This is a genomic window from Isoptericola jiangsuensis, from assembly GCF_048320105.1.
Lineage (GTDB): Bacteria > Actinomycetota > Actinomycetes > Actinomycetales > Cellulomonadaceae > Isoptericola > Isoptericola jiangsuensis_A.
This window is the reverse complement of the sequence record NZ_CP182942.1, coordinates 465,042-487,981: the sequence shown is the minus strand read 5'-3', so window position 1 is coordinate 487,981 and position 22,940 is coordinate 465,042. Positions and strand designations below refer to the sequence as shown.

23 protein-coding genes and 6 tRNA genes are annotated in these 22,940 nt (G+C 73.3%); 12 read left to right on the top strand and 17 right to left on the bottom strand.

Annotation, left to right across the window (positions count from 1 at the left end; translation table 11 throughout):
- Positions 1-17: 17 nt before the first annotated feature.
- Positions 18-1,814 (top strand): chloride channel protein, encoded by a 1,797-nt coding sequence (locus tag ACNHYB_RS02280; RefSeq protein WP_418276748.1) that lies wholly within the window; start codon positions 18-20, stop codon positions 1,812-1,814.
- Positions 1,815-1,819: 5 nt separating this feature from the next.
- Here ACNHYB_RS02280 and ACNHYB_RS02275 read toward each other — a convergent pair whose 3' ends face one another.
- The 8 genes from ACNHYB_RS02275 to thrS all read right to left on the bottom strand — a co-directional run bounded on the left by ACNHYB_RS02275 (position 1,820) and on the right by thrS (position 9,374).
- Positions 1,820-2,377 (bottom strand): NUDIX hydrolase, encoded by a 558-nt coding sequence (locus tag ACNHYB_RS02275; RefSeq protein WP_418276747.1) that lies wholly within the window; start codon positions 2,375-2,377, stop codon positions 1,820-1,822.
- Positions 2,374-3,288: a pyridoxal 5'-phosphate synthase lyase subunit PdxS gene (pdxS, locus tag ACNHYB_RS02270; RefSeq protein ID WP_418276746.1), complete on the bottom strand. Its 915-nt coding sequence runs from the start codon at positions 3,286-3,288 to the stop codon at positions 2,374-2,376. The genes ACNHYB_RS02275 and pdxS overlap by 4 nt, the downstream gene beginning before the upstream one ends.
- Positions 3,289-3,384: 96 nt before the next feature.
- Positions 3,385-3,978: a hypothetical protein gene (locus tag ACNHYB_RS02265; RefSeq protein WP_418276745.1), complete on the bottom strand. Its 594-nt coding sequence runs from the start codon at positions 3,976-3,978 to the stop codon at positions 3,385-3,387.
- On the bottom strand, positions 3,975-5,192 hold the full coding sequence (locus ACNHYB_RS02260; RefSeq protein WP_418277972.1) for a glycosyltransferase family 4 protein: 1,218 nt from the start codon (positions 5,190-5,192) through the stop codon (positions 3,975-3,977). The genes ACNHYB_RS02265 and ACNHYB_RS02260 overlap by 4 nt, the downstream gene beginning before the upstream one ends.
- A gap of 8 nt (positions 5,193-5,200) precedes the next feature.
- Positions 5,201-6,148, bottom strand: coding sequence for a phosphatidylinositol mannoside acyltransferase (locus ACNHYB_RS02255; protein ID WP_418276744.1), 948 nt, complete (start codon positions 6,146-6,148; stop codon positions 5,201-5,203).
- On the bottom strand, positions 6,148-6,783 hold the full coding sequence (gene pgsA / locus ACNHYB_RS02250) for a phosphatidylinositol phosphate synthase (RefSeq protein ID WP_418276743.1): 636 nt from the start codon (positions 6,781-6,783) through the stop codon (positions 6,148-6,150). The genes ACNHYB_RS02255 and pgsA overlap by 1 nt, the downstream gene beginning before the upstream one ends.
- 67 nt (positions 6,784-6,850) lie before the next feature.
- Complete coding sequence (locus ACNHYB_RS02245) at positions 6,851-7,411, bottom strand: HIT family protein (protein ID WP_418276742.1); 561 nt, start codon at positions 7,409-7,411, stop codon at positions 6,851-6,853.
- 4 nt (positions 7,412-7,415) lie between these two features.
- On the bottom strand, positions 7,416-9,374 hold the full coding sequence (thrS, locus tag ACNHYB_RS02240; RefSeq protein ID WP_418276741.1) for a threonine--tRNA ligase: 1,959 nt from the start codon (positions 9,372-9,374) through the stop codon (positions 7,416-7,418).
- 343 nt (positions 9,375-9,717) lie between these two features.
- Here thrS and ACNHYB_RS02235 point away from each other — a divergent pair, with 343 nt between their 5' ends.
- The 3 genes from ACNHYB_RS02235 (at position 9,718) to ACNHYB_RS02225 (ending at position 12,249) form a co-directional block, all read left to right on the top strand.
- A complete protein-coding gene (locus ACNHYB_RS02235) occupies positions 9,718-10,200 on the top strand; it encodes an aromatic ring-opening dioxygenase LigA (RefSeq protein WP_418276740.1) in 483 nt (160 codons plus the stop codon).
- Positions 10,201-10,332: 132 nt separating this feature from the next.
- Complete coding sequence (locus tag ACNHYB_RS02230) at positions 10,333-11,088, top strand: uracil-DNA glycosylase (protein ID WP_418276739.1); 756 nt, start codon at positions 10,333-10,335, stop codon at positions 11,086-11,088.
- A 60-nt stretch (positions 11,089-11,148) separates the two neighbouring features.
- Positions 11,149-12,249 (top strand): DUF664 domain-containing protein, encoded by a 1,101-nt coding sequence (locus tag ACNHYB_RS02225; protein ID WP_418276738.1) that lies wholly within the window; start codon positions 11,149-11,151, stop codon positions 12,247-12,249.
- A gap of 24 nt (positions 12,250-12,273) precedes the next feature.
- On the opposite strand, the gene ACNHYB_RS02220 is transcribed toward ACNHYB_RS02225, so the two are convergent.
- The 4 genes from ACNHYB_RS02220 to ACNHYB_RS02205 all read right to left on the bottom strand — a co-directional run bounded on the left by ACNHYB_RS02220 (position 12,274) and on the right by ACNHYB_RS02205 (position 15,910).
- Entirely contained in the window at positions 12,274-13,641 is a 1,368-nt protein-coding gene (locus tag ACNHYB_RS02220; protein ID WP_418276737.1) for a chloride channel protein, read from the bottom strand.
- Positions 13,642-13,657: 16 nt separating this feature from the next.
- Positions 13,658-14,893 carry a cation:proton antiporter gene (locus tag ACNHYB_RS02215; protein WP_418276736.1) on the bottom strand — a complete coding sequence of 412 codons (1,236 nt, stop codon included), beginning with the start codon at positions 14,891-14,893 and terminating at the stop codon, positions 13,658-13,660.
- A 143-nt stretch (positions 14,894-15,036) separates the two neighbouring features.
- Positions 15,037-15,378: an SHOCT domain-containing protein gene (locus tag ACNHYB_RS02210; protein ID WP_418276735.1), complete on the bottom strand. Its 342-nt coding sequence runs from the start codon at positions 15,376-15,378 to the stop codon at positions 15,037-15,039.
- Between the two features lie 13 nt (positions 15,379-15,391).
- Complete coding sequence (locus ACNHYB_RS02205) at positions 15,392-15,910, bottom strand: hypothetical protein (protein WP_418276734.1); 519 nt, start codon at positions 15,908-15,910, stop codon at positions 15,392-15,394.
- 36 nt (positions 15,911-15,946) lie between these two features.
- Here ACNHYB_RS02205 and ACNHYB_RS02200 point away from each other — a divergent pair, with 36 nt between their 5' ends.
- Both ACNHYB_RS02200 and ACNHYB_RS02195 read left to right on the top strand, forming a co-directional pair.
- The gene (locus tag ACNHYB_RS02200; protein ID WP_418276733.1) at positions 15,947-16,654 is read left to right on the top strand and encodes a hypothetical protein; all 708 of its coding nucleotides are present in this window, start codon (positions 15,947-15,949) and stop codon (positions 16,652-16,654) included.
- 126 nt (positions 16,655-16,780) lie between these two features.
- Complete coding sequence (locus ACNHYB_RS02195) at positions 16,781-16,984, top strand: hypothetical protein (protein ID WP_418276732.1); 204 nt, start codon at positions 16,781-16,783, stop codon at positions 16,982-16,984.
- A 16-nt stretch (positions 16,985-17,000) separates the two neighbouring features.
- Here the strand turns inward: ACNHYB_RS02195 and ACNHYB_RS02190 are convergent, their stop codons facing one another.
- From ACNHYB_RS02190 to ACNHYB_RS02170, 5 genes are all read right to left on the bottom strand, one after another.
- On the bottom strand, positions 17,001-18,584 hold the full coding sequence (locus tag ACNHYB_RS02190) for an FAD-dependent oxidoreductase (RefSeq protein WP_418276731.1): 1,584 nt from the start codon (positions 18,582-18,584) through the stop codon (positions 17,001-17,003).
- Between the two features lie 75 nt (positions 18,585-18,659).
- Positions 18,660-19,217: a CG0192-related protein gene (locus ACNHYB_RS02185; protein WP_418276730.1), complete on the bottom strand. Its 558-nt coding sequence runs from the start codon at positions 19,215-19,217 to the stop codon at positions 18,660-18,662.
- Between the two features lie 330 nt (positions 19,218-19,547).
- Positions 19,548-19,619, bottom strand: a tRNA-Val gene (locus tag ACNHYB_RS02180).
- Positions 19,620-19,720: 101 nt separating this feature from the next.
- Positions 19,721-20,587 (bottom strand): aminotransferase class IV, encoded by an 867-nt coding sequence (locus tag ACNHYB_RS02175; protein ID WP_418276729.1) that lies wholly within the window; start codon positions 20,585-20,587, stop codon positions 19,721-19,723.
- Between the two features lie 45 nt (positions 20,588-20,632).
- Positions 20,633-21,751 (bottom strand): chorismate-binding protein, encoded by a 1,119-nt coding sequence (locus ACNHYB_RS02170; RefSeq protein ID WP_418276728.1) that lies wholly within the window; start codon positions 21,749-21,751, stop codon positions 20,633-20,635.
- A 115-nt stretch (positions 21,752-21,866) separates the two neighbouring features.
- On the opposite strand from ACNHYB_RS02170, the gene ACNHYB_RS02165 reads away from it, so the two are divergent.
- The 6 genes from ACNHYB_RS02165 to ACNHYB_RS02140 all read left to right on the top strand — a co-directional run bounded on the left by ACNHYB_RS02165 (position 21,867) and on the right by ACNHYB_RS02140 (position 22,816).
- A tRNA-Gly gene (locus ACNHYB_RS02165) sits at positions 21,867-21,939 on the top strand.
- 59 nt (positions 21,940-21,998) lie between these two features.
- A tRNA-Cys gene (locus ACNHYB_RS02160) sits at positions 21,999-22,069 on the top strand.
- Position 22,070: 1 nt separating this feature from the next.
- Positions 22,071-22,145 (top strand) — tRNA-Val (locus ACNHYB_RS02155).
- Positions 22,146-22,214: 69 nt separating this feature from the next.
- Positions 22,215-22,541, top strand: a complete 327-nt coding sequence (locus ACNHYB_RS02150; protein ID WP_418276727.1) for a DUF2277 domain-containing protein — start codon at positions 22,215-22,217, stop codon at positions 22,539-22,541.
- A 123-nt stretch (positions 22,542-22,664) separates the two neighbouring features.
- Positions 22,665-22,740: transfer RNA gene (locus tag ACNHYB_RS02145), tRNA-Gly, on the top strand.
- A 1-nt stretch (position 22,741) separates the two neighbouring features.
- Positions 22,742-22,816 (top strand) — tRNA-Val (locus tag ACNHYB_RS02140).
- Positions 22,817-22,940: the final 124 nt, after the last annotated feature.

Here is a 22,940-nt window from a genome sequence, read left to right as displayed (position 1 = left end):
TCCGCTATCCTCGCCCGATGCCCTTTCCCGCCCTGGCCCACCGACCGGTCGAGGCAGCCTGGCGCAGCATCCGCACCGGCACCCTGGGGATCGTGCCGGTCGCGCTCGCCGTCGGGGCGCTGACCGGGCTCGGCGCCGTGGGGTTCCGCTGGCTCGTCACCCACGCCACGCTCCTCTTCAGCGGCAGCACCGACGTCGCCGCCGCGCCGCAGGGCACCCACCCGACCCACCCGGGCCTCGAGTGGCTCGGCCCCTGGTTCATCGTGCTCGCCCCCGCCGTCGGCGGACTGGTCTACGGCCCCCTCCTGCACCGGTACGCCCCCGAGGCCCGCGGCCACGGCGTGCCCGAGGTGATGCTCGCCGTCGCCCACCACGGCGGACGCATCCGCCCCCGGGTGGCCGGGGTGAAGGCCCTCGCCTCGGCCGTCTGCATCGGCTCCGGGGGCAGCGTGGGACGCGAGGGCCCCATCGTCCAGATCGGCTCGGCGCTGGGCAGCACGATCGCCCAGGTCCTGCACATGCCGTTGGAACGGGTGCGCGTCCTCGTCGGCGCCGGCGCGGCAGCCGGCATCGCGGCCACCTTCAACGCACCGATCGCCGGCGTGCTGTTCGCGCTGGAGCTCATCCTGCGCGAGTTCTCCGCCCGTACCTTCGGGCTCGTCGTGCTGTCCTCGGTCACCGCGTCCGTCGTCGCCCGCGCCGTGTCCGGCGACGAGGTGCTCGTCGACCTGCCCTCCCTCGCGATCACCGACGCACGGACCTACCTGCTCTTCGCCCTCCTCGGGGTGCTGGCCGGCGCCGCCGGTGTCCTGTTCGTCAGGGTGCTCTACGCGGTGGAGGACCTCTGCGAGAAGGTCTGGCGCGGACCGCAGTGGGCACGACCCGCCGTCGGCGGGCTGCTCGTCGGTCTCGTCCTGCTCGCCCTGCCCCAGATGTACGGCGTGGGCTACCCCGCCCTGTCCGCCGGCGTGCACGGCGAGTTCCTCATCGGGTTCCTGCTCCTGCTCGCGGTCGCCAAGGTGGTCGCCGCCAGCCTCACCCTCGGCGTCGGCGGCTCCGGCGGGGTGTTCGCGCCGTCGCTCTTCGTCGGCGGGATGCTCGGCGCCGCGTTCGGGCAGGCCGCACAGGCGATCGTCCCCGCCCTGGTGCCGTCCACCGCGGCCTTCGCCGTCGTCGGCATGGGCGCGGTGTTCGCCGGGACCGCCCGCGCACCGCTGACCGCCGTCATCATGCTCTTCGAGCTGACCGGCGAGTACGGCGTCGTCCTGCCGCTGATGCTCGCCGTGGCGCTCGCCGCAGGGATCAGCCACCTGCTGATGCGACGCGACACCGTCTACACGCTCAAGCTCCGCCGGCGCGGCATCGAGCTCGACGTCCACCCCGCCGACCGCAGCCTCCAGGGCGCGACCGTCGCCCAGGCGATGGAACCCGCGCCCCCTGCCGTCTCCTCGACGACGCCCCTGGTCGAGGCCGCACGCCGGATCCTGTCGTCGGGGCGCGCCACGCTGCCGGTCGTCGACGACGGCGTCCTGCGGGGCCGCCTGCGCGCCGACCTGGCCGCGGGCGCGCTGGAGAGCGACGACGACGCCGACCGCGCGACCGTCGAGCTCGTCCTGGACGACGTCGTGCGGGTACCCGTGGAGGCCGACCTGCGCCGCGCCCTCGAGCTCCTGCGCTCCGAGCACGGCGAGTCGGGGGGCGCCGTCGTGGACGACGACGGCCAGGTCGTGGGGTGGCTCACCCACCGCTGCGTGCTGGCCGCCCTGACCTCGGCGCCGCACGAGGCGGCCGCGCCGGTGCACCCCACGACCTGAGCGGGTCAGACCTCGATGTCGTCGTCGTGCTCGACACCCAGGTGGACCACGGTGCCGTCCCACCCGGCCGCGAGGCGTTCGACGACGTCGGGCAGCGACGCCGGGAAGACCTCCAGGGGCTGGGAACGCAGCTCGGCCGCGCTCAGCCAGCGCATCTCGTCGAGCAGGTCCCGCTCGCCGTCCGTCCACCCGTCGCGCGTGGGCTCGTAACCTGCGGCGAGGCGCGCGACGAAGAACACCTCGTCCTGCCGGCACGTCTCGGCCCAGAACCGGAAGATGCCCGCGCGGGTCATGACCGGGCCCTGCAGGTCCGACGGCGACAGGAGCAGACCGGCCTCCTCACGCACCTCGCGCAGCGCGGCCTCGACGTCGGACTCCCCCGCGTCGATCCCGCCACCGACGGTGAACCACCAGGAACGCTCGGGCTGGTCCGCGTCGTGACCGCGCACCAGCAGCACCCGCCCCGCACCGTCCAGCACGATGACCCGCGCCGCGCGCCGGCGGCGCAGGCCGTCGTCCCCCCGCACCCAGTCGGGGCCGAGGGACGACGACCCCGGGCTCACCAGCCGCGCTCCGCCAGACGTACCGGCTCCGGCTGCTCGTCGACGTTGATGCCGACCATGGCCTCGCCGAGCCCGCGCGAGACCTTCGCGATCACGTCGGGGTCGTCGAAGAAGGTCGTGGCCTGCACGATCGCCTTGGCCCGCGCGACGGGGTCGCCCGACTTGAAGATGCCCGACCCGACGAACACGCCCTCGGCACCGAGCTGCATCATCATGGCCGCGTCCGCCGGCGTGGCGATGCCGCCCGCCGTGAAGAGCACGACGGGCAGCTTGCCCGTGCGCGCGACCTCGGCCACGAGCTCGTAGGGGGCCTGGAGCTCCTTGGCCGCCACGAACAGCTCGTCGGTGGGCAGCGTCGTCAGGCGGCGGATCTGCTGACGGATCTGGCGCATGTGGGTGGTCGCGTTGGAGACGTCGCCGGTGCCGGCCTCGCCCTTGGAGCGGATCATGGCCGCGCCCTCGGTGATGCGGCGCAACGCCTCACCCAGGTTGGTGGCCCCGCACACGAACGGCACCGTGAACTGCCACTTGTCGATGTGGTTCGCGTAGTCCGCGGGGGTGAGCACCTCCGACTCGTCGACGTAGTCCACGCCGAGCGACTGCAGGAGCTGGGCCTCGACGAAGTGGCCGATCCGGGCCTTGGCCATGACCGGGATCGAGACCGCCTCGACGATGCCGTCGATCATGTCGGGGTCGCTCATCCTCGCCACGCCGCCCTGGGCGCGGATGTCGGCGGGCACGCGCTCGAGCGCCATGACGGCGACCGCGCCCGCGTCCTCGGCGATCCGCGCCTGCTCCGGGGTGACGACGTCCATGATGACGCCGCCCTTGAGCATCTCCGCCATCCCGCGCTTGACGCGGGCCGTCCCGACCTCGCCGACGCCCGTGGCAGGAGTTCCGGTCTCGCTCAACGCAACCTCACAGAGTTCGTCCTCGACACGTCCCGGCGACGTGCCGGGGACGTGGCGGCGCGGTCCCCGCGCCGCCACCCAGCATCCTACGGGCGCTCAGTGCCCGTCGAGGTCGTCCGGCAGCTGGTCGTCCAGCTCGACGGTGCGCGGCAGCGGCGCCCGCCCGGCCAGGCGCAGCAGCCGCACGACCCGGGGGCGGCGGGCACGCTGCGCCTGCGCCACCGCCTCGTTGTGGAACCGTCGGGCGAGCTGGGCCCGGTACCAGGCGGACGCCAGGTCGTCGACGAGCACCTGCCCCGGTGCGGAACCGCGCAGGCCCCGGACGTCGTCGGGGTCGGCCAGCACCGAGCGCAGCGTCACCGACAGCGCCGACTCGGCACGCTCCCGATCGGCGGTCAGACCGGTCAGGGAGAACGCCTCGGTCGTGGACGGTTCCGCCGGGCGCACGTTCTGGTCGGCGACGGCGAACGCCGCGTCGGCGACCAGCACCGCGCTGGCCGGGTCCAGCAGGCCGGACGAGGCGAGGTCGACGGCCGTGGTCGCCCGCCGGTCGAGCTGGGCCTGCAGCGCGAGCCGGGAGGCGACCACCTTGCGGTGCAGACGGTCCAGGCGCGAGGCCGAGAGCCACACCAGCCACAGCGCGAGCCCCGCCACGACCACCGCCAGGAGCGCGATCTCCGACCAGCTCACCGTTCCGCACCGCCCACCCGCGCCCGGGGACGACGACCCAGCAACCAGGGCGTGCGCTGCGCCAGCAGGTCCTGGCGCACCGTGCCCTCGCCGAGCGCGTCGGACGCCGCGACGGCCATCTCGTAGACGGCCGCCACCTGGTCGGTCACCGTGGACCAGTCGAAGTGGCGCACGAACCGCAGCGCCCGCCGGCGACGCTCCTCGGTCCCGGACCGGTCCGCGAGCGCCGCGAGCACCGCCGCGGCCAGGTCGTCCGGCTCGCCGGTGCGGAAGAGTCGGCCCGCGGCGCCGTCGTCGAGCACCCGTCGGAACGCGCCCAGGTCGCTCGCCACGACCCCGGTGCCGGCGCTCATGGCCTCGACGAGCACGATGCCGAAGCTCTCCCCGCCGGTCTGCGGGGCGACGTACAGGTCGGCCGAGCGCAGCAGCGAGGCCTTGTCCGCGTCGCTGATCCCCCCGAGCCACTCGAAGGCGGCGGCGTGGGGGCCGAGAGCGGCCTCGGCGTCCGCGCGTCCGGCGTCGCCGCGGCCCGCCACGAGGAAGCGCGCCCCGGGCGTCTCGGCGAGGATGCGTGGTGCCGCGGCCGTGAGCACCTGCAGGCCCTTGCGCGGTTCGTCGAGGCGGCCGAGGAACGCGACGGTGGGCGCCTGTGCGGTGCCCTGCCAGTCGGCGCGGGGCGCCGCCGAGGCGAAGGTGTCGACGTAGACCCCGTTGGGCACGACGACGGCGTCGCCGCCGAGGTGCTCGACCAGGGTGCGTCGGGCGTCCTCGGAGACGGCGATGCGCGCGGAGATCTTCTCCATGGACTGGCGCAGCAGGGGGTGGGCGACCTGCAGGGCGCGCGAGCGCACCTGCGAGGTGTGGAAGGTCGCCACGACGGGCCCCTCGGCCACCCACAGCGCGAGCATGGACAGCGACGGCGTCATCGGCTCGTGCAGGTGCAGGACGTCGAACCGGCCGGCGTCGATCCACCGGCGTACCCGCGACGCCGCGCGGGGGCCGAAGGCGAGCCGTGCGACGGAGCCGTTGTAGCGCACGGGCAGGGCGCGTCCGGCGCCCGTGACGACGTCGGGCAGCTCGGTGTCCTCGTCGGCGGGCGCGAGCACCGAGACCTCGTGGCCGCGGTCGCGCAGCGCCTCGGCGAGGTCGCGCACGTGGAACTGGACGCCGCCGGGGGCGTCGAACGAGTACGGGCACACGATCCCGATCCGCAGCGGTCGCGTCATGCCTGCCCCGCCTTCGCCCTGGTCGCGGAGTCCCGGTCCGGGTCGAGGTCGTCGACGAACACCTTCTGCAGCATGTGCCAGTCCGCCGTCCTCTCCTGCAGGAACCCGCCGAGCGTGTCGACCCAGCCCTGGGTCATGAGGTCGATCTGCTCGCGCCGTCTGCCCGGGGGGCGCGGCACGGGCTCGTGGAAGCGGATGACGATGCCCCAGGCGCTGCCGGCGCGTCGGCGGCGTTCGCCGGTGAGGCGCTCGTGGAAGATCCCGACCGGCACGAGCGGGACGTCCGCGGCGATCGCGAGGGCCGCGGGCCCCGGGGCGACGCGGGCACGGTGCCCGCACAGGTCGACCTCCACGCCGTTCGAGGTGAGGTCGCGGTCGGCCAGCAGCGGCAGGAGCCGGCGGCCGCGCTGGGCGCCGCGGACCAGGTCGCGGAACACGCCGTCGTCGCCCAGCCCGAGGACGTCGATGCCGATCGACCGGCGGAAGGCGACGAACTCCTCGTAGAGCTCCTCCGGGCGCAGTCGTTCGGCGACCGTGAGGACGGGGGCCAGGTGGGGCGTCGCCCACGCGCCCGCGAGGTCCCAGTTCCCGCAGTGCCCGAGCGCGAGGACCACCGATCCACCGGCGCGCGTCACCGGGAGCACGTGCTCCTCGCCCTGGGTGCGCACCCGGGCGGCGACCTGCTCGGCGCTCAGCCCCTGGAGGGTGAACGCCTCGCGGAAGTAGCGCAGGTAGCGGCGCATGCCCTCGCGGCTCAGCCGACGCACGGCCCGGTCGTCGAGGTCGGGGCGCACGCGCGCGTAGTTCGCCTCGAGGCGTCGCACCCCGGCGCCGCGACGCAGCCACGTGACGTCGGCGGCGACGTCGGCCACGGCGCGCAGCAGCGGTTCGGGGATCTTCGGCGCGTGACGCCAGGCGAACGTGTACAGCGCGGCGACGTCCATCAGGCCTCCTGCGTTCCCGGGTCGGCGAGCACGAGCTGGCGTCGCACCGTGCCGATGCGCTGGGCGACGGTGACGAGGCTGGCCAGCGCCAGCAGCGCCAGGACGACGACGAGCACCACGGCCGGCACCCCCACGCCCACGGCGGCGACGGGCACCAGCGCGAGCACGAGCCGGTCGGTCCGCTCCGCGATGCCGACCGCGGCCGTCGCGCCCACGGACTCGGCCCGTGCCCGTGCGTACGGGACCACCGAGCCCAGCACGACGCAGGCCAGCGCGGCACCCGCGCCCCACGTCGCGTACGGCACCTGCGGGTTCAGCACGAACCACAGCGTGATGCCCGCGAACACCGCGCCGTCGGAGACGCGGTCCAGGGTGGAGTCGAGGAACGCCCCCCACGGGCCCGTGCGGCCGCTCAGGCGCGCCATGACGCCGTCGAGGGAGTCGGTCAGCGCGAAGAGCCCGATGAGCACCGCGCCAAGCAGCAGGTGACCGGTCGGCAGCAGGGTCAGGGCCAGCACCGTCACGACGACGGTGCCCGTGATCGTCACGGCGTCGGGCGAGACGCCCCAGCGGGTGAGCAGCGTCGCCAGCGGGGTGAACAGGCGTTGCATCGAGGCCCGCAGGCGGCCGAACATGAGTGCTCCTCGGTCGTGATCAGCGTGCCGGCGGGGCCGGCGAGGCCAGGCTAGCGCCCGCAGCGCCTCAGACGGCGGGCCACGCCGCAGCGAGGCGCTCGCGGGTGTCGGCGAGGAGCTCGGGCAGCGCCTTGGTCCGCCCGACGACGGGCAGGAAGTTGGCGTCGCCGAGCCAGCGGGGCACGACGTGCTGGTGCAGGTGGGCGGCGATGCCGGCGCCGGCGACCTCGCCCTGGTTCATGCCGAGGTTGAACCCGGCGGGCGAGTAGACCTGGCGCAGCACGCGCATCGCCGTCTGCGTCATGGCCGCGAGCTCGTGGATCTCGGCGTCGGTGAGGTCGGTGTAGTCGGACACGTGCCGGTAGGGCAGCACCATCAGGTGCCCCCCGTTGTACGGGTACAGGTTCAGCAGCGCGAAGCAGACCTCGCCGCGGGCGACGACGAGGCCGTCCTCGTCGTCGCCGCGCGGGATGCGGCAGAACGGGCACGCCTTCGCGGTGGCGTCGGCAGGCTTGTCCTCACCGCCGATGTACACCATGCGGTGCGGCGTCCACAGGCGCTGCAGGTCGTCCTCGGGCGGGCCGAAGTCGGTCGCGGGCACGTCCTGCGGGTCGTCGGGCGGCGTCATCGGCTCAGACCTGCACGCGGTCGTGCACGGCGGTCACGATGCGCTCGATCGCGTCGGCCACGGGCACGCCGTTCTCCTGGCTGCCGTCACGGAAGCGGAACGACACGGCGCCCGCCTCGGCGTCCTCGCCTCCCGCGATGAGCACGAACGGCACCTTCTCCTTGGAGGCGTTGCGGATCTTCTTGGCGAAGCGGTCGTCGGACAGGTCCAGCTCGGCGCGGATCCCGCGGGCCTTGAGCTGCGCGACGACGTCCTTGAGGTAGTCGTCGAAGGCCTCGGCCACGGGCACGGCGAGCACCTGGACGGGTGCCAGCCAGGCCGGGAAGAGCCCGGCGTAGTGCTCGATGAGCACACCCATGAACCGCTCGATGGACCCGAACTTGGCCGAGTGGATCATCACCGGCTGCTGCTTGGTGCCGTCCGCCGCCGTGTACTCCAGGCCGAACCCCTTCGGCTGGTTGAAGTCGTACTGCACGGTGCCCATCTGCCAGGTGCGGCCGATCGCGTCCTTGGCCTGGACGGAGATCTTGGGCCCGTAGAAGGCGGCACCGCCCGGGTCGGCGACGAGCTCCAGGCCGGACTCCACGGCGACCTGCTCCAGGACGGCGGTGGCCTTGGCCCAGTCCTCGTCGGTGCCGACGAACTTGTCGGGCTTGGAGTCGTCCCGCGTGGACAGCTCGAGGTAGAAGTCGTCGAGGCCGAAGTCGGTGAGCACCGACAGCATGAAGTTCAGCAGGTGCTTGACCTCGTCGGGCGCCTGCTCGGGCGTGACGTAGGAGTGCGAGTCGTCCTGGGTGAGGCCGCGCACCCGGGTCAGGCCCTGGACGACGCCCGACTTCTCGTACCGGTACACCGTGCCGAACTCGAAGAGCCGGATCGGCAGCTCGCGGTAGGAGCGCCCGCGGCTGGAGAAGATCAGGTTGTGCATCGGGCAGTTCATCGCCTTGAGGCGGTAGCGCCCGTGGTCGCCGACGTCCTCCAGGTCGAGCGCCGGGAACATGGTGTCGGCGTAGTACGGCAGGTGACCCGAGGTGTAGAAGAGGTCTTCCTTGGTGATGTGCGGGGTGCCGACGTAGGAGAAGCCCTCCTCGATGTGGCGCCGGCGGACGTAGTCCTCCATGACCCGCTTGATCACGCCGCCCTTGGGGTGGAAGAGGGGCAGGGCCGAGCCGACCTCGTCGCGGAAGGAGAACAGGTCCATCTCGGCGCCGATGCGGCGGTGGTCGCGACGCTCGGCCTCGGCGAGGCGCTCCAGGTAGGCCTTCAGCTCGTCCTTGCTGGGCCAGGCGGTGCCGTAGACGCGCTGCAGCTGGGGGTTCTTCTCCGAGCCGCGCCAGTAGGCGGCCGCCGAGCGCATGAGCTGCACGCCGTTGCCGATGAGCCTGGTGGAGGGCAGGTGCGGGCCCCGGCACAGGTCCTTCCAGGCCACCGTCTCGCTCTCGCGCCCGGCGCCGCGGACGTTGTCGTAGATCGTCAGCTCTCCCCCGCCGACCTCCACCGAGCTGCCGTCCTCCTCCGACGCGCCGCCCTTCAGCCCGATGAGCTCGAGCTTGTAGGGCTCGGCGGCGAGCTCGGCGCGCGCCTCGTCCTCGGTCACGACCCGGCGGCGGAACGTCTGGTCCTCGCGGACGATGCGCTGCATGGCCTTGTCGAGCGCCTTGAGGTCCTCGGGGGTGAACGGCGTGTCGACGTCGAAGTCGTAGTAGAAGCCGTCCTTGACGGGCGGCCCGATGCCGAGCTTCGCGGCGGGGTTGACCTGCTGCACGGCCTGGGCCAGGACGTGCGCGGCGCTGTGGCGCAGGACGGCGAGCCCATCGGGCGAGTCGATCGTCACGGGTTCGACGACGGTCCCGGCGGCCAGCTCCCGGGACAGGTCGAGCAGCTCGCCCGCGACGCGCATCACGACGACGTCGCGGCGGTCCGCGAAGAGCTCGGTCCCCGTCGTCGTGGTCTCCACCGTCACCGCGGTCGTGGTTGCGGGGGAAGGCGACGAAACGGCGTCGGACACGGTGGTGCTCCTCGTTCGGCGGTACGGGTGGTGCGACGACGTCGGGCGTCGCCGCGGGGCGTCGCCCGGCAGGCGACGCGCCTCGATCGTACCGATCCGCCGGGCGTGGCGACGACGTGGTCGTCGGCGCCGAGCGCCCTGTCGGGCGCGAGTTGCCCGGGGAAATCTTGTGAAGGGTTTCACTAGCACGCCCCCTCGCAGGTCAGGCCATGTGGTCTTACCATAGAGACAGGCGCCGGACCGGGCGCCGCACACCCCGGCCACCTACCGGAGACCGGACCATCGGAGGGGAAAGACCATGACCAGCACAGCCCGCACCGGCAGTCGAACCGCCCGCATCGTCGGACTCGTCGGGATCGTCGCCGGCGTCGTGATGATCCTGGCCGGGGCCACCACCTGGGTCACGGTCAGCTCGCAGCTCGAGGCGCAGCACATCACGGTCTCGGAGGACGCCGAGTTCCTCGCGGGCGACACCGTCGACGGCCCGTTCTCGGCCTACGCCCAGGCGCAGATCATCGACCACCACGCCCTCGAGGCGACCGGCGGCAAGACCTACGCCGAGCTCGACCAGGACGACCCGCTGCGCGCCACCGCGATGAACGCCTCGTTCCTGCGGGCCTCGCTGTTCACCTCGGTCGTCGCCTACGGCGTCAGCGCGCTCGTGATGGGCCTCGGAGTCCTGTTCGGCCTCTTCGGCTGGGCCCTGCGTCGCCTCGGCGCCGACCCGGCGCCCGTCGACCTGGTCGACGACAGGCGACCGGCGGACCTCACCACCGTCTGACCGCCCACCACAACTCCTCGGCCCCGCTCCCCCGCCCGGGAGCGGGGCCGAGGTCTGCCCCGGGCTCGCCGTGGCCCGGCGTCCGAGCGCCCCGCACCGGCGGGGACGACGAAGATCGACGAGCATGGGACCGTGCGCGACCTCCCCGACCCGGACGACGACACCTACCCCGCACTGGTGCGCGGCACGACGTCCCTGCCCGGGCTCGACCGGCACCTCGTGGCGTGCCGGGCGTGCCCCCGCCTCGTCGCCTGGCGCGAGGAGGTGGCCACGACCAAGCGCGCCGCGTACCGCGACGAGACCTACTGGGCCCGTCCCGTGCCGGGGTTCGGCGACCCGCAGGCCCGGGTCGTCGTCGTCGGGCTCGCCCCGGCCGCGCACGGAGCCAACCGCACCGGTCGCATGTTCACCGGCGACCGCAGCGGCGACGTCCTCTTCGCCGCGCTGCACCGCGCCGGGCTCGCCGACCAGGCCACCTCGTCCCACGTCGACGACGGCCTCACCCTGACCGGCGTCCGCGTCACCTCGCCCGTGCACTGCGCCCCGCCGGACAACCGCCCCACCCCCGCGGAACGTCGGCGCTGCGCGCCCTACCTCGACCACGAGCTCGCCCTCGTGTCACCCACCGCCCGCGTGCTGGTGGTGCTCGGGGCGTTCGGCTGGCAGGCGACGCTGGAAGCGCTGCGCGGCCAGGGATGGGCCGTCCCGGTGCCCCGGCCGCGGTTCGCCCACGGCACCGAGGTCGCCGTGACCCACCCCGGCGGACGACGCGACCTCACGCTGCTCGGCTGCTACCACGTGTCGCAGCAGAACACGTTCACCGGTCGGCTCACCCCGGCGATGCTCGACGACGTCCTCGCCCGCGCGGTCGAGCTCGCCGCGACCTGAGGTCCCGTCGCGCCCCACGGAGCACCGGACACGGCCCAGGGCCGCGGCTACGCTCGGACCATGCCCTCCCCCCGCCCCCGCGTCGTCGTGCTCTCCGGCCCCTCCGGCGCCGGGAAGTCCACGGTGGCCACCCTGCTCGCCACCGGCGCCCGGCGACGCACGGTGAACCTCACGACCGACACCTTCTACTCCGCGGTCGCCACCGGCTTCGTCCCGCCCTACCTCGAGGGCTCAGCCCACCAGAACGCGGTGGTGGTGGACGCCGTGGTCGCGGCCGTCACCGCCTGGGCCCGGGGCGGCTACGACGTGGTGGTCGACGGCGTCGTCGGGGCCGCCCTCCTGCGCCCCTTCCGCCGCGCCGCCCTCCACGAGGGCTGGGACCTGCGCTACGTGGTGCTGCGCCCCGCCCTGGACGTCGTCCTGGCCCGCGCAGCCGCGCGCAACGGGGCGGGCGACCTGCGCGACGAGGCGGCACTGCGGTCCGTGCACGCCCTGTTCGACGACCTCGGCGAGCTGTCCGGACACCTCGTGGACACCGGCGCGCACGTCGCGGACGCCACCGCGGCGAGCCTGCGGGCCGCCCTCGACTCAGACGGCTTCCGGGTCGAGGAACCGCCCGGGCCCGCCCCGTGGCCGCACCGCGTCGAGCCACCGCTGCGCGGCGACGAGATCACCACCCTGCGAGCATTCCTCGACTACCACCGCGACACCCTGCGTCGCAAGACCTCCGGGCTCGACAGCACCCAGCTCTCGACCCGCCTGGCGCCGTCGTCCATGACGCTCGGCGGGCTGCTCAAGCACCTGGCGTACGTCGAGTCGAACTGGTTCACCGAGGTCCTCGACGGCGCCGACCCGCTGCCGCCGTTCGACGACGCCGACTGGTCCGCCGACCGCGACTGGGAGTGGAGCTCGGCCTCCGCCGACACCGCCGACGAGCTGCGCCACCTGTTCGACGCCGCCGTCGCGGCGTCCGACGCGCGCGTGGACGCGGCGCTCGCCGCCGGGGACGGCCTCGACCGGCTCGGCGTGCGCGAGAGCCGGCACGGCGACGGCCTGTTCTCGCTGCGCTGGATCCTCGTGCACATGATCGAGGAGTACGCCCGGCACAACGGGCACGCCGACCTGCTGCGCGAGGCGGTGGACGGAGCCGTCGGGGAGTAGCGGGCGGCACCCGCCCGCGCGGCGTCAGGCCCCCGACGCGGCCGACGACGCCGACGTCGCGGACCCGGCCGAGCGCGCCTCGCGCCGCGGACGCAGGATGTACTGCTCCGCGAAGAACGACACCACGACGGCGATGAGCACGACGGGCGCCATCTGCGGCGCGCTGGGGCCGAGCAGGACCACGACCAGCACGGCCGAGGACACGGGGAACGGCAGGACGGCCGCGGTCGCGGCCGCCATCCCCACCGCGAGCGCCGGCACCGCCCCGAACCCCGGAAGCCCGGAGAACAGCGCGCCCGTCGCCGCTCCCAGCAGCACCGCGGGGAAGATCGCGCCACCGCGCAGCGTGCCGAGGGAGACCCCGTAGGCGACGGCCTTGAGCAGGATCAGGGCGATCAGCACGGGCACGGACCAGGCGGCAGGATCCGCGGCCAGCGGCGCCAGCAGCTCCTGACCCGACAGGGCGACCTCCTGCGGCGAGCGGCCGGTGGTCAACGCGTACGCGCTGGCGCACACCCCGACCACGAGCGCCCCGAGGACCGCGTACTCGAAAGGCCGCCGCGACGCCCGGACCTTCGCCTGCTCCCCGAGGCGGAAGGTCTGACGCACGCCGACGGCGATCACCAGCGAGACGGGCACCGACCACAGCACGTCACCGAGGTCCAGGCGCACCGGGGCGTCGAGGTCGGGCAGCGCCAACGACGCGATGCCCAGACCGGTCCACGCACCCATGCCCGTGAACACCAGGGCACCCACCCCCGAGGACAGCAGGCACGGCAGGATGACCCGGGCGAGCCGAGGTCCGGCGATCCCCGCGGCCTCGACGACGAAGATCGCGGCGACCACGGGGCTGCCGAAGATCGCCGAGAGGGCGGCGGCGGCACCGGCGGTGGTGATGAGGGCGATCGCGGTGGGGTCGTCCGTCCGGGCGAGCGGGCGCAGCACCATCAGCGCCACGGCGGAGCCGAGAGCGAGCAGCGGCGCCTCCGGGCCGAGCACCGCACCCAGGGGGAGCCCGCCGAGCGCCGCGAGCAGGATGCCCGGCACGGCGCTCGCGGCCACGGGCCCGATGGCGAGCCCGTCGAGGGGGACGTGTCCGCCGTGCCCGGGGAGCCAGCGGATCGCGGTGCCGACGAGCAGGCCGCCGAGCGCGAGCCACGGCAGCGCCCACCACCAGGGGGCGACCTCCATGCCGAGAGCCTCGGGCAGGTGGTTCCAGACGGCGTGCTCCATCGCGTGCATGAGGGCGAGGAACCCGAACGCCACGAGGGAGACGGGGATGCCGGCCGCCGCGGCGAGCAGGAGCAGGCGTGCGTACCCGCGCTCGCGGACGACGCGCTGCTCGTCGGACAGCGGCGGCGGACCGTCGGGGGGTGCGCTCTGATCGGTCACGGTTGCTCCAGGCTGTTCAGAGCGCGTCGGGGCGCTCGGACGGACGGGACTGGTGCTCACGGTGCGCTCGTCCCCCATTGCTCGCCATGCGCCGCAGCTTGCCGGCGCTGACCGGGAACACCAGCACGGAGAGCATCCCGGCGGCGACGAGCGCCGCGGCGTTGGCTGCGGGGAGCACGCCGGCGTCGACACCGACGGCGGTGACGACCACGACGAGCGGCAGGCCGGTCGCGGACATCGTGGCCAGCGCCGCGGCGTCGCGCTTGCCGAGGTCGCGGCGGTGCGCCAGGAAGGTGGGGACGCCGCGCACGAGCAGGAACAGCACCGTGTACAGCGGCACCGTGAGCAGCACCTCGGGGTCCTCGACCAACGACTGCACGTCGAGGGTGACCCCGCTCATGACGAAGAAGATCGGGATGAGGAAGCCGAACCCGATGCCCTCCAGGCGGGACTCGACGACGTGCGACTCCAGGGGGTCGGACGAGGACAGGAAGAGGTGGACGAGGATGCCGGCGGTGAACGCTCCCAGGACCGGGTCGAGGCCGAGCACGGACGCGAGGGCGAACATGCCGATCACGACCAGGACGCACAACCGCACGGCGACCTGCGAGCTCGTGCCGAGCGTGGCCGTGACGAGTCGGCCGAGGCGCGGGTGGCGGGGCTGGCGGGCGAGCCAGGCGCCGGTCAGCGCGAGGGCCGCGAAGACGACCAGGACGACGAGGGTCTGGGCGGGCCGGTCGCCGGAGAGGATGAAGGCGATCGCGAGGATGGGCCCGAACTCCCCCACCGTGCCGACGGCGAGCACCCGGTCGCCGAAGGGGGTGCCGCTCTGGCCGCCGTCCCGCACGATCGGCAGGATCACGCCCAACGCCGTCGTGGTCAGGGCGAGCCCGATGACGAGTCCTGCGTGCGGCCCGCCGATCCACAGGCCCACGGCGAGCCCGAGCACCAGGGAGACGAGCCAGCTCCAGGTGGCGCTGCGCAGGGGACCGCCGCGGATCCGTGAGAACTCGATCTCGTAGCCGGCCAGGAACATCAGGAAGGCCAGACCGAGGTCGCTGAGGGCGTCGATCACCTCGTTGGGGTGGACGAGCGCGAGCAGGGCCGGCCCGACGAGGATCCCGAGCAGGATCTCCACGACCACCGACGGGATGCGGATCCACGGTTCGAGCCGGTCCACGACGAACGGTGCCAGCACCGCCGCTCCTGCGACGACCGCCAGCATCGTCACGGTGTCCACCGACACGGGCATCCCCTTCTTCTCACCGAGTTCGTCACCGGGCTCGTCATCGGACACCGTGGCCGGGGCCACGGGCCGGGCATCCGCCGGCCACCGCCGACAGGACCGGGGGCCCCCGCGCACGCGGCGCGAGGGCCCCGGTGGGCTGTCGTGCTTCAGCCGAGGATCTTAGCCTTGGCCGCCGCGAACTCGGCGTCCGTGAGCAGGCCCGCCGAACGCATCTCCCCGAGCTGCTGCAGCTGGGCCATCGTGTCCCCGCCGGCGGACGCGACCGGGGCGGACTGCTGCTGGGCGAGCTGGGCCTGCTGCTGCGCCATGAGCTGCTGCATCTGCTGCTGCTGGGCGATCTGCGCCTGCTGGGCGTCGTACGCGTCGGCGGCGGCCTGCTGGTCGGCGCGCCCGGCCGCCCGGTTGTTCATGCCACGGGTGACGGCGTTCGCCGTCCCGGCGACGACGGCGGTGCGCGCCATGGTCCCGATCAGTCCGGGTCGTCCCATCCTTCTGGGCATCTCAGGCCTCCTCCTCGATGAGTGCCGCCAGCTCGGCGACCGCGGCGGGCGGCACGGTGGTCATCTCGACGATACGTCCGCCCTTGCCCTGGATCGCCGTGGTGAGGCCCTCCGCCCAGGTGTGCTCGAAGACGAGCATCCCGACCGCGGTGCCGGGCTCGAGGTCGTCGGCGATCGCCGCGACGTCGTCCTCGGCGAGCAGGCCGCTCGGATCGCCGACGAGGTCAGCGAGCTCGTCACCGGCGTCCACCGCCTCGAACCACTCGATGTCGCCGGCGGCGTCCTTGCGGACCGCGAGGGCGTCGATGACGTTGATGGTGCCTGCCTCCTGCAGGCGGCTCAGCTCGGCGACGATCTCGCCGGTGAACTCACTGTCGCCGAACTCCACGATGAGGAGCTCGACGGGTGCGCCGATGTTCATGTCCTGCCTCTCCGTCGGACGTGACCGGGTGATGTCCGGGACGCTGCACGACGACGGCGCGTCGCGCGAGCGAATCTCCTGGTCACCCGGCACGATCATCAGGTCGTCGTGGGACGGTCGCAACAGGAGGAAGCCATGGCCCGAGAAGGATCCGCCGAGGACGGTGCGAGCACGATGAGCCGTCGGGTCGAGCTGCTGGCCACGGTGCTGCTCGCGCTGGCGACGCTCGTCACCGCGTGGTCCGCCTTCCAGTCGGCCAAGTGGTCGGGCGTGCAGGCCATCAGCTTCAGCGCGGCGAACGCCGCGCGCACCGAGTCCAGCCGTGCGTCCACCGAGGCAGGGCTCCAGCAGACGATGGACGTGACGGCGTTCACCTCCTGGGTGGACGCCGTGGCGTCGGCGGAGCGGACCGGCAACGACTCCGGCCTGACCGACGACGGCGGCTGGGAGCCCGTCGCGGGATCCCAGCCCGCCTTCCTCGCGGACCGTTTCCGACCGGAGTTCGTCCCGGCGTTCGAGGCCTGGCTGGACACCGCACCCTTCGCGGCCGGGTCCGGGGTCGGGACGACCCCCTTCGCCATGGCGGACTACCAGCTCGCCGCCACCCAGACCGCCGACACGCTCCTCGTCGAGGCGGGGCAGCAGTCGAACAAGGCGATCGAGTCGAACGCGAACTCCGACCGCTACGTGCTGATGTCCATCGTGTTCGCCATCGTGCTCCTGTTCGCCGGCACGTCCACCAAGCTCGGCCACCAGGTGGCACGCCGTGGCCTGCTGGGCGCGGCGGTTGTCGTCTTCGTCGTGGCCACGGTGGTCGTCCTGACGTTCCCCAAGCAGTTCTGAGTCGCCCTGAGCCGCACCGAGCCGCTGTGAGCCGCACCGAGGAGGTGCGCGGACGTCCTGTGAGACGAGTGTGAAGGTCGACGTGTCGTGTCGGACACGCCGGGGACGACCTCGCAAGATGGTGCGGTGCGTACGTCCGACACCCCCATCTTCGAAGCTGTCGCCCGCGAGTTCGAGGCGCAGCGCCCGCTCTTTCACGTCGTCCAGGCTCTCGGGGGCGACGCGTTCGCCGATCCGTTGAACCGGACCCGGACGTTCGACGTCGCCGTCCCCCCGTCGGGCGCGAGCTCGCTGCCCCGCCGGGGTCGCCAGGACGGCCCGACGGCCTGAGCGCCCAGGCGGGCCGTCAGCCCGCGGACCTGGTCGCGCGGAGCACGACGTCGTGGACGTGGTGGGCGCTGACGGCGCCCGCCGGCCTCGGTCGCGTCTCGTGCACGTCGACCTGCCAGTCCTCGTCGCCGGCGAGCGCGACGACGATCTCGTCCACCCCCACGTAGGCGCCGGGGTCGAAGGGTCGGCTCTGCGTCGCGACGTCGACGGGCTCGTCCAGGGGGGTCTGGTCGTGCGCGACGACGAGAAGCGTCCCGCCGGGGGCCACGGCGTCGAGCAGGTTGCGCACCCCTCGCGAGTCGGGGGTGCGGTGGAACGAGCCGTACTGCAGCGAAACGAGGTCGTACGTCTCGCCGCCGAACGCGGCCGGGTCGCTGGCGTCGGTGCGTGCGCACCGGACGGGCAGGCCGCGGCGCTCCGCCTCGGCCGTCACCCGTGCCAGGGCGTTGCCGGAGATGTCGGTGGCGGTCACCGTCCAGCCCTGCTCGGCCAGCCAGAGCGCGTCGGCTCCCTCCCCCGCACCGACGTCCAGCGCACGCCCGGGCGCCAGGTCGCCGACCTGCGCCATCAGCGTCCCGTTCGGGTTCGCGCTCCACACCGGGTCGGCGTCGTACCGCTGCTCCCAGTCGGTCCGCGCCCCGGAACGTCGCGCTCCCCGCAGGTCCTCGTCGGCCAGCGCGAACGCGATCACGGCGCCGACGCGGCTGCCGTGCGCGGCGGCGGGCAGCACCTGCTGTCCCGGGTCGGTGATGTTCCCCGCTGCGAACAGCATCGGCACCGCGGTGCGGCCCGTCGGGTCGACCTCGACGACGTCGCCGAGACCCGAGGCGTGCGCGGTCGGGCTCAGCCCGGCGCCGGCGAACACCTCGGCGCGGGCACGGAACCGGGGCCCGGCGACCACCGCGTCGGCGGCCAGCACCTCACCGGTGTCGAGCTGCACCCCGACGGCGCTGCCCCCCGCACCGTCCACGACACGCACGACCCGGCTCCGCAGGACCGGCACGCCCGCGGCGACCAGCGGCGCCACGGCGGACTCCTCGACGCCCCGGGCGTCGTGCAGCACGACGGTGAGGCGGTCGGTGAGATGGCGCAGGAGCGCGGTCGGGTGCAGACCTGCCGGGTGGGTCACGATCTGCACGACCGCCTGGTCGCGCACCTCGTAGCCGTGGCAGAACGGGCAGTGGATCACCTGACCGCCCCAACGCTCGGCCAGTCCGGGGACGGGCGGCAGCTCGTCGGCGATTCCGGTGGCGGCGAGGACCGCACGGGCGACGATCCGGTGGCCGCCGGTGAGGTGCACGACGAACGTCCCGTCGTCGCGCCGTTCGACGGCGTCAACGCGGCCGTCGAGCACCTCGCCGCCGTAACCGCGCACCTCCTCGCGGCCGACGGCGACCAGTTCCGAGGGCGGGGCGGCCTCGTGGCCGAGATAGCCGTGCATGTGGGCGGCGGGCGCGTTGCGCGGGGTGCCGTCGTCCACGACGACGACCGTGCGGCGCTGGCGGCCGAGCTGCAGCGCCGCGGCAAGGCCGGCCGCGGAGCCACCGATCACCGCCACGTCGCAGTGGCGTTCCACGGTTCGGTCAGTGCGCTCATCCATGGCGTGCACGCTACGGATCGAAGCGCCGTTGCGGGAATCGTCTTGCCGGACCGGCAAACCGGTATGGGCGCCGAGTCAGGCGAGGTGAACGAGGACCGTCTCGACGGTGCGCCCCGGCCAGGTGCCGGTCAGAGCGGGGCCACCGGCGGACGCCGGCGTCGACGGCTTCCGCACGACGACGACACGTGCATGGTCAGGCACTGTGCCACCGCTTCCCCGCACACCCATCGTCTGCTCCCGCCGCTCGGGGCCGGCCGGGGTCTCGACGACGAGGTCGACCTGGGTGTCCGCCTCGCGGATCACACGAGCCACCTCGGCGAGATAAACGGGGTCCACGACGGCGTCATACACCCACCGGGTTCCGAGCACCGAGTGCTCGAGAGTACCCACGAGGCCGGTCTGGACACCGTCCAGCGGCGCGCCGCGGTAGGTGACCGGGACGTGGAACGTACGGCCACCCACCTCGACCAGGTGCGACTCGATCCCCACCTGACCAGCCGGGTCGTCGAAACGGTAGGCAGCGACCGGGGTGGGGGCCTCGGCCGACCCGTCGGACCAGTCCTGGTCGGGCAACCAGGCCGCCAGCAGCTCCATCTTGGTCGGGACGAGCGTCGCGCGGTGCAGGATCGCCATCTCCGCATCCCACCACACCTGGACCGGGCACAGCCAGCCATGCGCATTCGCGCCAGGGCGTCCCCCGGCTCGGTGCCGCGGTCGCACACGACGGCCGGCGGCTATCGGCCGCGCGGCGTTCACCCAGGTCAGAACCGGTTCAGGACGACCGAGACAACGGTGACGGGCTCACTACCCCGCACCACGCACCCGCATCGCGCCCGGCGGCCCGCTCCCTCACCCGCCCAGATGGCGGGAGATAGACCAGCAGTTAAGCCAGCAGCACTTCAGTCGGCAAGGCGAAAGGCCTCCTGATCCAGCATTTCTGCTGGTCAGGAGGCCTTTCAGAGGTGGGCGATACTGGGATCGAACCAGTGACCTCTTCGGTGTGAACGAAGCGCGCTACCCCTGCGCCAATCGCCCGAGTGCGAGGTCGATAGTAGCCACAGATCCGGTGCAGGTCCAAACCGGACTCGCCCGGGCGAACCCGCCCGGGTCAGGTGCGGGGTGCTCGACACCGCAGGTCAGGGGTCGAGACGCTCGCGGCAGAGCCTCTCGAAGACCTCGCGCACCGCCAGGGTGACCTCTCCGGCAACGACAGGGACACCGTCGAGAACCGTGACGGGCTGGACGTTGCGACCCGACGAGGTCAGGGTGAGCTGCGCGGTGCCGGCGCTGACCTCGTTCAGCACGGAGAAGGGCAGCTCGTCGATCGATGCCTCACGCACCGGCAGACCTGCCTCGGCCCCCCACTCCACCGCGAGCGCCCTGGTGATGCCCGCCAGGCACCCGGACTCCAGGGGCGGCGTCAGCAGCTCGCCACCACGCTCGACGAACACGTTGGAGCCCGTGCCCTCGCACAGCGCGCCGACGGTGTTGGGCAGGATGGACTCGTCGGCACCCTTGGCCTTCGCGTCGGCGAGCGCCACGACGTTCTCGGCGTACGACGTCGTCTTGAGCCCGACGATCGGCGAGCGCTCGTTGCGCGGCCACGGGGAGCGTGCCGAGCTCGACTCGGGCGCCATGGTTCCGTCCTGCGCTGCGACGACGACCGTCTGCGCGCCCGGGACCCTCCCGGAGCCGAGCGGACCGACACCGGCGGTCACGGTGATGCGCAGGCGCCCGTCGAAGCGGCCTGCGCCCGACTCGGCGGCTGCCAGCACGGCGGAGACGCCGTCGCGCACCTTCTGCTCGTCCGGGGCCTCGAGCCCGAGGCCGTGGGCGGACCGCGCGAGCCGCGCCAGGTGCCGGGTGAGGGCGAATGCCTGCCCGTCGAGCACGGTGCACGTCTCGAACACGCCGTCGCCCACCGTGATGCCGTGGTCCACCGCGCTCAGCGCGGCCTCGTGGGAGCCGACCAGACGGCCTTCGGCCCAGATCACCAGTGTCATGCCCTCAGTCTGCCCGACGGCGCGGGCCCGGGCGTGACGCGCGACTTACCGGCGGGGCGCCGGATCGGAGGGGCCGGGTCCCCCGGACGCGAGCCCGACGAGTCGCTCGGCCTTCAGCTCCGTCTCACGCCACTCGGCGGCGGCGTCGGAGCCCCAGGTGATCCCGGCGCCCGTCCCGAACCGCAGGACGCCGTCGTCGTGGTCCCCGCGCTCCCACCAGAAGGTTCGGATGCCCACGGCGAGCTCCGCACGGCCGCCGTCCACCCAGCCGACCGCGCCGCAGTAGGGGCCGCGTGGTGCGGTCTCGAGGTCGGCGATGATGCGCAGCGCCGACGACTTGGGCGCTCCGGAGACGGATCCGGGTGGAAAGGTCGCCCTCAACAGGTCGCCCCAGCGGCCGGGAGCGCCGGCGATCTCGGGGGCGAGGTCGCCCTGGACGCGGGAGACGAGGTGGGCGAGGCCGGGGTGCTCCTCGACGGCCAGCAGGTCCGTGACCTCTACCGTGCCGGGGCGGCAGACCTGCTGCAGGTCGTTGCGCACGAGGTCGGTGATCATGACGTTCTCGGCGCGGTCCTTGACCGTGAGTCCTGCCGGCGTGCGGGCGGTCCCCTTGATCGGTCCCGAGGAGAGCCGGCCGTCGTCGAGGGCGAGGTACAGCTCGGGCGAGGCGGAGACCACCCACACGGGGTCGACGCCGCATCCGGCCGGTACGTGGACGGCGGCGGCGTAGGGGGCCGGGTTGCCGACGGCGAGTCGGTCGGCGAGTGCGGCAGCGTCCGGTTCGCGCCCATGGGCGTCGACGGGCAGCGGTGCCGACAGCACGCGGCACACGTTGACCTGGTAGACGGTTCCCGCGCGCACGTGGTCGCGCACCTGGTCGACCGCGTCCTCGTAGGCCGGGCGGTCCATGGAGCTGGTCCAGGAGGCGGCGGACGGGCCGGTCCATGACCGCTCCTGGGCCTCGGGCCCGGACGGCGCCGGTCCGACCTGGGCGAACCGCCAGGCCCGCGCGCGGCCCTGGCGGCCCGGGGACTCGAATTCCACGACGACGAACCACGGCCCGGGGGCGTCCAGACGCTCGGGGGCGTGGGTCAGGTCCACGCACTCGACGACGTCGGACGCGTACCGGCCGGCGAATCGGGCCCAGGAGGTCAGGTGCTGCACGGGCAGAACGCTAAGCCCCGCGCCACGCCGTGGGGCGATTGGACGGAATCGACATGGGTCCACTAGTGTTTTGCTCGCGCGCCGGACGAGGCAAGGCTTGCCCCTGTCCGGCAGTGCGGATGTAGCTCAGTTGGTAGAGCACCACCTTGCCAAGGTGGATGTCGCGAGTTCGAGTCTCGTCATCCGCTCGGAGGCCCGTTCCCCGGCCGTCTCGACAACGAGGCTCCGGGCGAGCACGTCTCAAGGTGGTGGGTTGGCCGAGAGGCGAGGCAGCGGCCTGCAAAGCCGTATACACGGGTTCGAATCCCGTACCCACCTCGGGCGATTGGCGCAGCGGTAGCGCGCTTCCCTGACACGGAAGAGGTCACTGGTTCGATCCCAGTATCGCCCACCATGCAGCAGGCCCGGACCGCAACGGTCCGGGCCTGCTGCGTTCGCGCAGGAGCGGGCGTAGCGTCGAAGCATGTGCCGCAACATCACCACGCTAAGAGGCCTCGAGCCCGCGGCGACGCCGGAAGAGATCGACGCCGCTGCCGCCCAGTTCGTCAAGAAGGTCACCGGTGTCGCCTACGACGCCGCCCCCGCCACGAGGGAGCCGTGCGAACGTGCCGCCGCGGAGATCGCGGCGATCGTGACCGCGCTGCTCGACGAGCTCCCCGAGCGCAGGAACCCGCCGGCGACCGTCCCGCCGCTGCGTCGACCGGAGGTGCGGGCCAGGATCGCCGCCCGCGAGGCAGCGAACCACGACCACGACCACGACCACGACGAGGATCTCGCAGGTCACCGGTAGAGGCGCAGGTCACCGGTAGAGGCGCAGGTCACACCTGTCGCGATTGGACCGTCGCCGGGTGCGTCCAGTAATGTTCCACAGGCGCCGGAGAACGGGGAGCGATCCTCGATCAGTTCCGGACGTGCGGATGTAGCTCAGTTGGTAGAGCACCACCTTGCCAAGGTGGATGTCGCGAGTTCGAGTCTCGTCATCCGCTCCACGGGCGATTGGCGCAGCGGTAGCGCGCTTCCCTGACACGGAAGAGGTCACTGGTTCGATCCCAGTATCGCCCACCACAAGAAGGCCCTCGGGAGTCCCGGGGGCCTTCGTCGTTCCTGGTCCTCGCATGGCCACCGAGCACTGTGCACCGAGCCGCTCCGGCCTGCAGGCCCGGCCGCACCGTCGCCCCGGTAGGCTCTC